The sequence below is a fragment of the uncultured Bacteroides sp. genome, assembly GCF_905207245.1.
Taxonomy (GTDB): Bacteria; Bacteroidota; Bacteroidia; order Bacteroidales; family Bacteroidaceae; genus Bacteroides.
The window spans coordinates 43,633-56,879 of the sequence record NZ_CAJLKP010000002.1 but is presented as its reverse complement, the minus strand read 5'-3'; the positions used below and the strand labels follow the sequence as shown (position 1 = coordinate 56,879).

General features: G+C 49.7%; 11 protein-coding genes. 6 read left to right on the top strand and 5 right to left on the bottom strand.

The genetic code is table 11. The annotated features are described in order from the left end of the window. Nucleotide 1: 1 nt before the first annotated feature. The 6 genes from QZ135_RS01145 to QZ135_RS01120 are packed head-to-tail and all read left to right on the top strand — an operon-like array spanning nucleotide 2 to nucleotide 7,958. Nucleotides 2-1,642: a glucoamylase family protein gene (locus QZ135_RS01145; RefSeq protein ID WP_294605317.1), complete on the top strand. Its 1,641-nt coding sequence runs from the start codon at nucleotides 2-4 to the stop codon at nucleotides 1,640-1,642. A 13-nt stretch (nucleotides 1,643-1,655) separates the two neighbouring features. Next, on the top strand, nucleotides 1,656-2,963 hold the full coding sequence (locus tag QZ135_RS01140; protein WP_294605112.1) for a glucoamylase family protein: 1,308 nt from the start codon (nucleotides 1,656-1,658) through the stop codon (nucleotides 2,961-2,963). Between the two features lie 12 nt (nucleotides 2,964-2,975). Beyond that, nucleotides 2,976-3,830: an endonuclease/exonuclease/phosphatase family protein gene (locus QZ135_RS01135; RefSeq protein WP_294605110.1), complete on the top strand. Its 855-nt coding sequence runs from the start codon at nucleotides 2,976-2,978 to the stop codon at nucleotides 3,828-3,830. A gap of 23 nt (nucleotides 3,831-3,853) precedes the next feature. Then, the gene (locus tag QZ135_RS01130) at nucleotides 3,854-5,422 is read left to right on the top strand and encodes a sulfatase (protein ID WP_294605108.1); all 1,569 of its coding nucleotides are present in this window, start codon (nucleotides 3,854-3,856) and stop codon (nucleotides 5,420-5,422) included. A gap of 32 nt (nucleotides 5,423-5,454) precedes the next feature. Further along, nucleotides 5,455-7,179, top strand: a complete 1,725-nt coding sequence (locus QZ135_RS01125) for a family 43 glycosylhydrolase (RefSeq protein WP_294605106.1) — start codon at nucleotides 5,455-5,457, stop codon at nucleotides 7,177-7,179. Between the two features lie 8 nt (nucleotides 7,180-7,187). Next, nucleotides 7,188-7,958, top strand: coding sequence for a prolyl oligopeptidase family serine peptidase (locus QZ135_RS01120; protein ID WP_294605103.1), 771 nt, complete (start codon nucleotides 7,188-7,190; stop codon nucleotides 7,956-7,958). Nucleotides 7,959-7,986: 28 nt separating this feature from the next. Here the strand turns inward: QZ135_RS01120 and QZ135_RS01115 are convergent, their stop codons facing one another. The 5 genes from QZ135_RS01115 to rpoN all read right to left on the bottom strand — a co-directional run bounded on the left by QZ135_RS01115 (nucleotide 7,987) and on the right by rpoN (nucleotide 13,121). Next, entirely contained in the window at nucleotides 7,987-9,834 is a 1,848-nt protein-coding gene (locus QZ135_RS01115) for a 4-hydroxy-3-methylbut-2-en-1-yl diphosphate synthase (protein ID WP_294605100.1), read from the bottom strand. A gap of 91 nt (nucleotides 9,835-9,925) precedes the next feature. Continuing rightward, nucleotides 9,926-10,435, bottom strand: coding sequence for a 5-(carboxyamino)imidazole ribonucleotide mutase (gene purE, locus QZ135_RS01110; protein ID WP_294605097.1), 510 nt, complete (start codon nucleotides 10,433-10,435; stop codon nucleotides 9,926-9,928). 67 nt (nucleotides 10,436-10,502) lie between these two features. Beyond that, a complete protein-coding gene (gene gcvH, locus QZ135_RS01105; protein WP_294605095.1) occupies nucleotides 10,503-10,883 on the bottom strand; it encodes a glycine cleavage system protein GcvH in 381 nt (126 codons plus the stop codon). A 31-nt stretch (nucleotides 10,884-10,914) separates the two neighbouring features. Further along, a complete protein-coding gene (locus QZ135_RS01100; RefSeq protein WP_294605092.1) occupies nucleotides 10,915-11,580 on the bottom strand; it encodes a hypothetical protein in 666 nt (221 codons plus the stop codon). Nucleotides 11,581-11,630: 50 nt separating this feature from the next. After that, a complete protein-coding gene (rpoN, locus tag QZ135_RS01095) occupies nucleotides 11,631-13,121 on the bottom strand; it encodes an RNA polymerase factor sigma-54 (RefSeq protein WP_294605091.1) in 1,491 nt (496 codons plus the stop codon). Nucleotides 13,122-13,247: the final 126 nt, after the last annotated feature.

The following is a 13,247-nucleotide window of genomic DNA, read 5'->3' as shown; positions in this document are numbered from 1 at the left end:
TATGAGAGTCATTTATTTCATGCTATGCCTGTTGCTGGCGGCTTGCAGTAAGGATGATGCCCCGGAAACACCCGGTGCGTTTGAACTGAAAAGCATCTCTATCGGTGACAAGCAGAATCAGAGTTCTTTCGACAATGTAGCTCCCGATGCCGGTATCGTGCTTACCTTTACGGATGCGGTGGATGAGGCATCGGCCCGCGCCAACATTGCCCTGAAACAGAACGACCAGGCAGTGGCATGCAACTTCAGTTTATCGGGTGCCGATAAACTCTCTTTGACACCAACAGGTGGCTTTAAGAGTTTTTCCTCATATAAACTGGTAATCAATCCGGGGGTGAAATCCACCTCCGGAGTATTACTCTCCAACGGCAAGGTTTATGAAATTAAAACCGGAATGGACGATTCGGATAAGTTCGACCGTATTCCCGATGAAGAATTGCTAACCTTGGTGCAGAAGCAAACTTTCAAGTATTTCTGGAACTTCGGGCACGAACATTCGGGAATGGCGCGCGAACGTACTACTTCTGCTGATGTCGTAACTACCGGAGGTACCGGATTTGGTGTGATGGCTATGCTGGTGGCAGCCGAAAGAGGCTTTGTTACCCGTCAGGAAGCCCTCAGCAGAGTACAGAAGATTGTTACTTTCCTGGATGAAGAGTGTACGAACTATCACGGTGCCTATTCGCATTGGATTAACGGCTCTACGGGCAAGACCCAGCCTTTCGGTGATAAAGATGACGGTGCCGACTTGGTGGAAACTTCCCTGCTTTTTCAGGGACTACTGGCAGCCCGTGCTTACTTCAAAGAAGCTTCGGATGCTGAGAGCAAGTTGCGTTCAGATATCACTCGCTTGTGGGAAGCCATCGAATGGACCTGGTTCCAGAAGAACGGGGAACCGGTACTTTATTGGCATTGGAGTCCTAACTACGGATTTGAGAAGAACCTGCCCATCAGAGGGTGGAATGAGTGTCTGATTACGTATGTACTCGCTGCTTCTTCGCCTACGCACCCCATTGACAAAACTGTGTATGAGGCAGGATGGGCAAGGAATGGCGGCTTCAGGAACGGCAACAGTTATTACGGTTATAAACTCCCGTTAGGTGCCGAGAAGGGCGGACCGTTGTTCCTGTCCCAATACTCCTTCCTCGGCATTAACCCGAAAGGACTGAAAGACCAATATGCAGATTACTGGGAACAGAACCGGAACCACACCTTGATAAACTACAGCTATTGCAAAGAGAACCCCAAAGGCTATGCCGGTTATGGAACTTCCTGCTGGGGACTGACGGCCAGCGATGGCGACAGTGGATATTCCGCTCATTCACCCTCCAACGATAAAGGTGTGATTGCTCCTACGGCTGCCCTTTCAGCTTTCCCTTATACACCGGAGGAGTCTTTATCCGCTTTGCATTTCTTCTATTATAAGATGGGTGACAAACTCTGGAGAGACTATGGCTTTGTAGATGCTTTTAACCTGACAGCCAACTGGTATGATAACCAATGTATCGCCATCGACCAGGGACCGATTATCTGTATGATAGAGAACCACAGGACAGGAATGCTCTGGAACTTGTTCATGGCTATACCGGACATTCAGCGAGGATTGAAAAATTTGGGTTTTGAGAGCCCGGCATTAAACTAATAGATTGATTATTATGAGAATATTGATATATTTGATACTTTTGCTCTATCCATTCAGCCTGCTTCCGGCAGCTTCGGGGGGCAAGAAAGAGAAGTCATTGTCCGATGAAGAATTGATGACTCTGGTGCAGAAGCAAACTTTCCGTTACTTTTGGGATTATGGTCATCCGGTTTCGGGGCTGGCACGCGAACGTAGCAATGGCAGTGATGATATTGTGACTATCGGTGGTTCGGGTTTCGGCGTGATGGCTATCATCGTCGGTGCGGAACGTGGTTTCGTCACCCGCGAGCAGGCGGCGGAACGTATGTTGAAGATTGTCCGCTTTCTGAGTGATAAGAGTACGGACAGTTATCACGGCATCTGGGCACATTGGATAGACGGGCAGACAGGAAAGACCATCCCTTTCAGCCGGAAAGATGACGGAGCTGACCTGGTGGAGTCTGCCTTTATGTTCGAAGGTTTGCTGGCTGCACACCAGTACTTTGACAAAGACACCCCGGTGGAAAGGAACATCCGTGGTCTTATCAACGGACTGTGGCGCCAGGCAGAATGGAACTGGTTCACCAATGGCGAAGACGTGCTTTACTGGCACTGGTCGCCTAATAACGGTTGGGCTATGAACCATCAGATAAAGGGACATAATGAGTGTCACATCACTTATATCCTTGCTGCTGCTTCGCCCACCTATCCCATTGCGGAATCGGTGTATCATAAAGGATGGGCCAACTCTATCGTTTTCAGGAATGGTAAGCAGTTTTATGATATAACATTGCCTCTGGGAACTGATTTTGGCGGTCCGTTGTTCTTTACCCATTATTCCTATATGGGGCTCGACCCACGCGGATTGAAAGACCGTTATGCAGATTACGAGGAGCAGATGAAGGCTCATACTTTGATAAACCGTGCCTATTGCATCGACAATCCGAAGGGCTACAAAGGATATGGTGCACAATGCTGGGGACTGACAGCCAGTGACGGAGATAAAGGCTATTCAGCTCATTGCCCCGGCAACGACCGTGGAGTGATTACTCCCACAGCCGCCTTGTCTTCCATCCCTTATGCGCCGGAATATTCGCTTCAGGCCATGCGCTACTTCTATGAAGAGTTGGGCGGTAAGCTTTGGGGGGAATACGGTTTCAAGGATGCCTTCAACCTGACGGAGAACTGGTTTGCACCTTCGTATCTGGCCATCGACCAGGGACCTATTGTGGTGATGATTGAAAACTACCGCACGGGTCTGATTTGGAAGCTCTTTATGAGCCATCCGGACGTACAAAACGGACTGAAGAAATTAGGGTTTACGTCCCCTTACTTAAAATAAATAGAAGATACCATGAAAAAGATGTTTTTTAATAGTGTATTAGTTGCTTTCGTTCTGCTTGTCGCTTCGTGCGGCAGGCAGCCGGAAGCTAAGGTCGATGTCATGTCGTTCAACATTCGTCTGGACCACGTGGCAGATAGTTTGAACAACTGGAAGTACCGCAAGGATAATGCGGCAAAGATGATTGCCTACTACGCTCCCGATGTGGTGGGCATGCAGGAAGTACTGAAGAACCAGTTGGACGATTTAAAGAACCGTCTTCCCCAATACACCGCTCTGGGCGTGGGGCGTGCGGATGGAAAGGAAGCGGGGGAATATTGCTCTCTTTTCTACAAGACAGACCGCTTTGAGCTGATAAAGAACGGAAACTTTGGCCTGAGCGAAACTCCCGATACGATTGGAGTGAAGGGGTGGGATGCCGCTTGCGAGCGCATCGTGACCTGGGCGATTCTGAAAGATAAGACCTGTGGCAAGAATTTGGCAGTTTTCAATACTCACTTCGACCACGTAGGGAAAGTGGCGCGTCGTGAGAGTGCCGAGTTGCTGCTTGCGAAGATGCACGAACTTGCAGAGGGGCTGCCCGTAATCTTGACGGGTGACTTTAACGGAACGGTGGACTCGGAACCGATCACTATCCTTTCTGATGGTGGAATGAAGAACGCCTATTCAGTTGCCTCCACGGTCTACGGTCCGGCATGGAGCTTCCATAACTTTGGCCGTATCCCGGTTGAGAACCGCCAGTTGATTGATTTTGTATTTGTCAACGGACAGGTGAGTGCTGATAAGTTCCGGGTGATAGACGATAAACCGGACGACGGATATTTGTCAGACCATGCCCCCATTATTGCCGGTCTGACGCTTCATTAATCATTTATTTGATATAGGAACCTATGAAAGACAAACTCTCTTTGGGGCTTGTCCTGCTCCCTTTTGTCCCTTCGGCAACGATGCAGGGACAGGAGCAGGATGCTCAGAATGAACGCCCTAACATCATTTTCATCATGAGCGACGACCATGCCCGTCAGGCAATGAGCATCTACGGGCATCCCATCGGCAAGGTCGCTCCGACTCCGAATATCGACCGTATCGGACACGAAGGAGCGGTTTTCCAGAATAATTATTGCTGCAACTCCATTTCCGGCCCGAGCCGTGCAGCCATCCTTACGGGTAAGCATAGCCACAAGAACGGTTTCATGAAGAACTGGGCGAAAGGTTTTGACGGCGCGCAGCAAACTTTGCCGAAGATATTGCAGGCAAATGGCTACGAAACTGCTATCATCGGTAAATGGCACCTTATTTCCCGCCCGACCGGGTTCGATCATTGGATGATTCTCAACGACCAGGGAGAATATTACAATCCGCATTTCATCACGGAGAAAGATACCACCCGCCACCTGGGATATGTGACGGACCTGATTACCCGTTACACGGAAGAGTGGCTTGACGGGCGGAAAGATAAGAGCAAGCCTTTCTTCCTGATGATGCACCATAAAGCGGTGCATCGCAACTGGGTGCCTGCCGAGAGACATTATCATCTGTATGAGCACACCACCTTCCCGCTTCCCGATAACTATTTCGATGCTTACGAGGGGCGCTATGCCGCACAGATGCAGAAGATGAATATATATTGTGACATGTACGAGGGCCACGACCTGAAAATGGTTGCCGGTATGGACAGCGACAGCCTGCTGTTCGACCCCTGGCCGCACGCTTTTCTGGGAACCATGGAGCCGGATGAGCGTCGCCGCTTCCTCGATGCATACCGCGACCGTAATAATGAGTTCTACTCTAAGCAACGTTCTTTCAAAGAAGTGGCGGAGTGGAAATACCAGCGTTACCTGCAAGATTATATGGGCGTTGTGGCAAGCGTGGACGAAAGTGTGGGAGAGATTCTGGACTACCTGAAACGTACCGGACTGGACAAGAACACAATAGTTGTCTACACCACCGACCAAGGCTTCTATCTGGGCGAGCATGGATGGTTTGACAAACGTTTTATGTACGAAGAGTCCTTCGGCATGCCGATGGTGATGCGCTGGCCGGGGCACATCAAACCGGAAACCCGGGTGACCGGGCTGACGCAGAACATTGATTTTGCACCTACCTTCCTGGATATGTGCGGCATTGAAGTTCCCCGGGATATGCAGGGTGTGTCTTTCCGTCCGTTGGTGGAGAAGGAGAAAACACCGCGTGATTGGCGTAAATCGCTCTATTATCATTATTATGAGTTTCCCGGCTTCCATAGTGTCCGTGCACACTATGGCGTGAAGATGGAGCGTTATAAACTGATGCACTTCTACGTGGATGACAAGTGGGAGCTGTATGACTTAAAGACCGACCCGACCGAAATGCATAACCTGTATGGGAAAAAGGGCATGGAAAAGGTTACCGCCGAACTTATGGCTGAACTTGAACGTTTACAGAAGCAATATGATGTTCCCGGTGAACTGTGCAAATGAACGAACCCGATAAGAAACCAGAGATGAAGAATATGAAATACCTATTACTGACCGTAGCCTGCCTGATTGCATGGACTACCCTTCCGGCGCAGGATATGCGTCAGGATACCTACTGTAATCCTCTGAACATCGATTACACGTATATGATTTATAATTCCGACCGGGATATCTCCTACCGTTCGGGTGCCGACCCCGCAGTGGTGGAGTTCCGGGGAGAATATTATATGTTCGTCACCCGTTCGCATGGCTACTGGCGTTCGCGCGACTTACTGAACTGGGAGTTTGTGCGTCCCGGAAAGAACTGGTATCCGCAGGGGTGCAATGCTCCGGCGGCACACAACTATAAGGACTCCGTACTCTATGTAGCCGGAGACCCTTCCGGCTCTATGAGTATCCTGTATACTGATAATCCGGCTTCGGGCGATTGGGAAGCAACGCCCGCCATCCTGCACAACCTGCAGGACCCTGACTTGTTCATTGACGATGATGGTAAAGCCTACATGTTCTGGGGTTCATCCAACGTCTATCCCATCCGTGGTATGGAGCTGGATAAGAACCACCGCTTCACGAAGAAGGGCGAGACGAAAGAGCTCTTTAACCTGGATATGCCTAAGCATGGCTGGGAGCGTTTCGGCGAGAACCATACAGACACTGTGCTGGGCGGATATATCGAAGGTCCCTGGCTGACGAAGCACAACGGGAAATACTATATGCAATACGGTGCACCGGGCACAGAGTTCAATGTCTATGCCGACGGTGTCTATGTGGCAGATCACCCGATGGGGCCTTATACCTATCAGAAGCATAATCCTGTTTCCTATAAACCGGGCGGATATATGAATGGTGCCGGACATGGAAGCACCGTCCTTGGTCCCGGCGGACAGTACTGGCATTTTGCTTCGATGTCCCTCTCCATCAATGTGAACTGGGAACGACGCCTTTGTATGTTCCCTGCCGGGTTCGATAAAGACGGCATTATGTATTGCGACACCCGTTTCGGAGATTATCCCCGCTATGCGCCTGCCGTTCCGGGTAAAGCCGGTGAATTCAGGGGCTGGATGCTGCTCTCCTATGGTAAGCCGGTCACAGCCTCCACCACAAAAGGGGAGTTCCAACCCTCTGCACTGACGGATGAACTCACCAAGACTTTCTGGTTGGCCGAAGCCAACGATGAGCGCCAATGGGTAATGATCGATTTGGAGAAGCCAGCCGATGTATGTGCCATTCAGATTAACTACCATGATTATCAGAGTGACATGTACGGTCGCTATGAAGGACTTCGTCACCGTTACGTCATTGAAGGCTCGTCGGACGGACAGAACTGGAAAGTATTGGTCGATCGCAAAGAGAGCTACAAGGATACTCCGAACGATTATGTAGAACTGTCCCTGCCCGAACCGGCCCGATATATCCGCTATAAGAACATAGACGTGCCTACTCCGAACCTGGCAATTTCCGAGCTTCGCGTATTCGGACTGGGCACAGGCAAGGCACCGCAACAACCGAAACAGTTGCTTCTTGACCGTCTTGCCGACCGTCGTGACATCGCCATCAGTTGGGAACCCGTGAAAGGGGCACAAGGCTACAACGTGTTGTGGGGTATCGCTCCCGATAAACTTTACAGTTCCTGGATGGTGTATGGCAAGAATGACCTGCTGATGAAATCTCTTACTACCGACCAGGATTATTATTTCTGTGTGGAGGCATTCAATGAAAATGGCGTATCTTTACGTTCAGAAGTAAAACATGTAAAATAGTGATTCGGATGAAACGAATAATCAGTGTAGTTTGTGTGCTGTTCTCTTTGTTGTCCCTTTCGGCACAGGAGACTTATCAGAAAGAAACCTTTATTTCTTCCCGCGGTGATACGTTGCCCTATCGCCTACTTCGTCCCGAAACGGTGAAAGCCGGAGAAAAATACCCTTTAGTGCTTTTCCTGCACGGTGCCGGAGAGCGTGGCAACGATAATGAAAGACAATTGACGCATGGCGGGCAGATGTTTCTCAACCCGGTGAACAGAGAGAAGTATCCTGCGTTCGTGCTTGTGCCGCAATGTCCTGAGAGCGGTTATTGGGCGTATATGGAACGTCCTGCTTCATTCATGCCGGGTGAGATGCCATTGGATAATCCTCTCACTCCTGTATTTCAGACGGTGAAAGATTTGCTGGATACCTACCTGGCAATGCCGCAGGTGGATAAGAACCGTGTTTATATAATAGGGCTTTCTATGGGCGGCATGGGTACGTTTGATATGGCTATCCGTTATCCTGAGATATTCGCAGCCGCAGTTCCTGTCTGCGGAACGGTGAATCCTGCCCGCCTGAAAGCTGCCAAACAGGTGAAATTCCGTATTTTCCACGGCGATGCCGACAATGTGGTTACTCCGGAAGGTTCGCGTGCGGCATATAAAGCCTTGAAAGCAGCCGGTGCTGATGTGGAATACATCGAATTCCCCGGTTGCAATCATGGCAGTTGGAATCCGGCATTCAATTATCCCGGATTTATGGAGTGGATATTCAGTCAGAAGAAGAAATGAAATTGATGAAACTCTCTTATCTTATGGATTACAGCTCATTCTCTGTATAATCCCCGTTTGCCTTAATCAGCTCAATCAGTTTTTCCACCGCCTCTTCCTCGGGGATATTCTTCTCGATGCATTCCTTCTTCTTATACAAGCTGACCTTCCCGCGTCCGGCGCCTACGTAGCCATAGTCGGCATCCGCCATCTCACCGGGCCCATTCACGATGCATCCCATGATGCCTATTTTCAATCCCTTGAGATGTGAAGTAGCCGCTTTCACTCGTGCTATGGTGCTTTGCAAATCGAACAGGGTGCGTCCACAACCGGGACAGGAGATGAACTCCGTCTTGCTGGTGCGCACGCGGCCGGCTTGCAGGATACCGAAGGCGGTGGTATCGACGGTAATAGGACTTATATTGCCCTGATTGAACAGGAGGATACCGTCGCACAGCCCGTCGAGGATAAGTGCGCCCATGTCGGCAGCTGCCTTGATTTGCAGGTTCTCCACTTCATTCTCTGCATAGTGCTGGAAAAAGACAACCGGGTTCTTCAACCCCTCTTTCATCATCTGATGCACCAGGCCGCGCTGCTCTCCGAGGCGATTGGGGTGGTTACTCTGCGAAATGAGCACTACTTCCGGATGATACTTCAGGCAGGCGATGGCTTCGTCATTCAGTCCCATATAGGTGATGAACAGGAATTTCAGTGAGGCGCTGCAACTGCTGAGGAAGGGGAGTTGGTCGCCTTTGAAGGCGGGCCAGGCATTGGCTTCGCCTGTCCATACGTCGGCGTCAATGATGTATTGCATGCCTTTGGGGCCTCGGGCGGGTACGGCACGTCCTGTGTAAACGTAGTCAGGCATGAACTGCGGATTAAACTCCATATTACCGTCCATGCGTGCAGCGATGGCAACGGGCAGATGATCTCCACCGATATTGTGCACTGCTGTCGTTTCCCTACGCGTAGGGGAGAGATAATTGAATTCCGGTACATCAGCTCCCGGTATGTAAGGATGATCGTGGCGCTGAACGATGTAATCCACCAATTTGCGGGCTACGGGGATTTCCGCTTCGGGCGCCTCGCTGAGAGAAACGCGGATGGTATCACCCAGACCGTCGGCCAACAATGCGCCGATGCCCAATGCAGACTTGATACGTCCATCCTCACCATCCCCGGCTTCCGTCACGCCAAGGTGCAGGGGGAATTGCATCCCTTCCTTTTCCATTACAGCAGCCAGCAGGCGAACCGTTTTCACCATTACCACTGTATTGGAGGCTTTGATGGAGATAACAACATCTGTAAAATCTTCTTTTACACAGATGCGCAGGAACTCCATGCACGATTCCACCATGCCTTCCGGTGTATCGCCGTAGCGAGACATAATGCGGTCGGACAATGAGCCATGATTTACACCGATGCGGATGGCTGTATGATTCTCCTTGCAGATATTGAGGAAGGGGACGAACCGGTCATGTATCTTCTGCAACTCTTGTGCGTATTCCTCGTCCGTATATTCCAGATGCTTGAAGGTGCGGGCGGCATCCACATAGTTGCCCGGGTTGATACGTACTTTTTCCACATACTGTGCCGCTACGTCAGCCACCTTCGGGTTGAAGTGGATGTCGGCCACCAGCGGAACCATGTATCCATCCTGACGCAGTGCGGCGTTGATGTTCATCAGATTTTCCGCTTCCTTGATGCCTTGTGCCGTGAGGCGTACGTACTCGCCTCCTGCATCTACAATCCGTTTTGCTTGTGCCACGCAGGCTTCCGTATCCTGTGTAGCAGTGTTCGTCATACTCTGTATGCGTATAGGATTGGAGCCGCCCATAGGGGTGGCTCCAATATTTACTTCTGATGTTTCCCGACGGGAATAGTTGAATAGATCCACGATATAAATGAAGAATTAAGAATTAAGAATGAAGAATTGGGCTGCGCTGTTATGCTGCATAGTCATATTCTTCATTCTTCATTCTACATTATTAATTAACTTTGTACTCGTACTTCACCCCTTTCAGTTCCTCGTTTGCCTTTACGATTTTCTTTTTCAGTCCTTCTTTATAGGCTGCGAAGGTTTCGGCAAGATTTTCGTCGCTTAAAGCCAGCATCTGTACGGCAAGAATGGCGGCGTTCATGGCGCCATTGATGGCAACTGTGGCTACGGGGATTCCGGGAGGCATCTGGATGATAGAGTAGAGAGCGTCTACGCCATCCAGTACAGAACCTTTAACGGGAACTCCGATGACAGGCAGTGTTGTGTTGGCTGCGATGACTCCGGGCAGTGCGGCGGCCATGCCGGCTGCTGCGATAATCACTTTCACGCCGCGTCCGCGGGCATTCTTGGCAAAATCTTCTACAGCTTCCGGCGTGCGGTGGGCAGAGAGGGCGTTCATTTCGAACGGTACATGTAAATCATTCAGCAGTTGAGCCGCCTTTTCCATGACGGGAAGGTCGGAGGTACTGCCCATGATGATGCTTACTAATGGAGACATAATTTTTTAGTTATTAGTGGTTAGTGATTAGCAAGCTGATATTGCGCAGCCGGCTAATCACTAATAGTTAATCATTAATCAACGCTTTATAGGCAGCAGCATCCAGCAGGGAGTCGAAGTCAGCGTCGGCAGCCGGTGCCATTTTGATGAGCCAGCCTTCGCCATACGGATCTTTGTTTACCAGTTCCGGTTGGTCGGCAAGGGCCTCGTTTTGCTCCAGAATCTCTCCGCCTACGGGCAGGAAAAGGTCTGAAATGGTTTTCACTACTTCGATGGTTCCGAATACCTCATCGGCAGCCAGCGTTTCGCCTTCTGCCTGAATATCTACGAATACGATATCACCCAGTTGTGACTGAGCATAATCGGTGATTCCTACATAAGCTACATCGCCTTCAAGGCGTATCCACTCGTGTTCTTTGGTGTACTTTACATTTTCCGGGAAATTCATGATCATTATTTTTAAAGGTTAATACTGTATATCAAAATAGGAAGACACGGAACAGGATATTGCTTAGCGGATGAAGCACCAATAAGGAGCAAATCAATCCTACAACAAAGCCTGTCAGCACTTCTCCCAAAGTATGATGCTGTAAAATGATACGTGCCGTGCCCAGGATGCCTGCAATGAGGATAAACAGGCACAGCCACCATATCGGATTATAACCGAACAGAGCGCTGAAAGATACTAATCCGCCTACGATAGCTCCCATACCTGCCATGTGTTCGCTCAATTTCCATTTCAGGTTGACAATGATGCAGATAATCATCATGATTAGTGCAGCCAAAATAATTCCCGTCATGTACCAGGGAATATTCAGCCGGTGCATCATCACCAGGCAGAATGCATATGAGGTTATGGTGAGCAGGAATGGCATGAAGCGCCGTTTGCGTTCGCCCAGGTCTTCGGGGCTGAAACCGTTGATTTTACGGAATAGGAAGATGGTGAGTGTAGGCATAAGGATGGTGAAGCAGTACACTACTCCCAGTACAATCAACTTATACTGGATAGGCATGATGCGCAGATATGAGAACAGGAATAAAATCAGGAATGCCAGGAAAGGGATGGAAAACGGCGTGAATATGACCGAAATCACCCGGGCTGTCCTGATTAAGGTTCTGTCTGCTACGATATGTTGTTCTTCCATTTTAATGTACGATTGAAATTACTATTACCTTATCACTAACCACTAATCACTCATCTTCTCAGCCTTGCCACAGGTATATTCAATTGTTGCCTGTATTTGGCCACGGTGCGGCGGGCTATCGGATAACCTTTCTCTTTCAGTATTTCCGTCAGTTCATCATCCGTGTAGGGTTTCTTTTTATCTTCGTTGTCAATGCATTCCTTCAGAATCTTTCGGATTTCGCGTACGGACATTTCTTCGCCGTCTTCAGTGACGTAGCCGTCGCTAAAGAAGAATTTCAGTGAATAGATGCCGTAGTTGGTCTGCACATACTTGCTATTGCTGACACGGGAGATGGTTGAAATATCCAGCCCGGTACGTTCTGCAACATCTTTCAATATCATGGGGCGGAGTAATGACTCGTCTCCTTCGAGGAAGAAGGGGCGTTGCAGGTCGATGATGGCTTGCATGGTGGTCATCAGCGTATTTTGGCGTTGTTTCACGGCGTCGATGAAACCTTGTGCCGCATCCATTTTCTGTTTCAGGAACATCATGGCTTCTTTGGATTCTTTCGATTGGTTCGCCTTGTTCTTGGTGTGCTCTTCCACCATTTCGGTGAAGTCGCGGCTCATGCGCAGTTCCGGTACGTTGCGGTTGTTCAGGGTCAGACCGATGGTGCCGTCATCGTAAGTGTCCACGATGAAGTCGGGGATAATCTGCTGCATATTGCGGCCGATGGCTTCACCCAGAGATGCACCCGGCCGAGGATTCAGTTTGCAGATTTCCTTGATGGCCTGTTCAAAAGCGTCTTCTTCCAGACCGAGTTTCTGCTGTATCTTGTCCCAATGCTTACGGGTGAATTCCTCGTAGCATTCGGAGATGATGGCTTCTTCTATATAAAGTAGAGGGTTGGGGGTGAAGTGCTGCTGCTCTATCTTGCGATGAATCTGGATGAGCAGGCACTCTTGCAGGCTGCGGGCGCCCAGTCCGGGAGGGTCGAAGTCCTGAATGATTTTCAGTGCTTCATCCAGTTCTTCGGGCGTACATTCGATGCCGGCATAAATGGCAAGTTCGTCGCAGATGCTGTCCAGTGATTTACGCAGCAAACCGTCGTCGTCCAGTGAGCCAATCAGATATTCCGCCAGTTCGCGCTGATGGTCGGTCAGGTTGCGCTCGCCCAACTGTTCTTTCAGGGTTTCATAGAAGGATATGGCATCAGAGAAAGGAATCTCTTCTGCTTGTTCGCCTTTGCTGCGGTTGTTTTCCTGCAATTTATAGTCGGGGATGTCGTCCTCGCTCAGATAGTCGCTCAATGAGTCGTACTCATTGGCTCCGTTGTCTTCGGCAGAACCATCTGCGTCCGGACTGTCAGAAAAGTCATCGCTTGCCGTATCCTCTTTCCCTTCTTCCAGGGCAGGATTTTCCAGAAGTTCCGCATGTATACGGTCTTCCAGCTCTACGGCAGGCAATTCCAGTAGTTTAACTACCAGAATTTGTTGAGGCGATAGTGTCTGTACCTGCTGTTGCGCCTGAGTTTGTACTTGTCTGGAACCTTGTGCCATACTAAATTCTTTTCTTTTACTCGCCACAAAGATAATGCAAACCGAGACAGAATAAAATGAACTCGTTCATTTTTTATGCCGAGGTGCAGCTTATCTTCGCACTTGCTGCAAAAATAGTGAATAGTT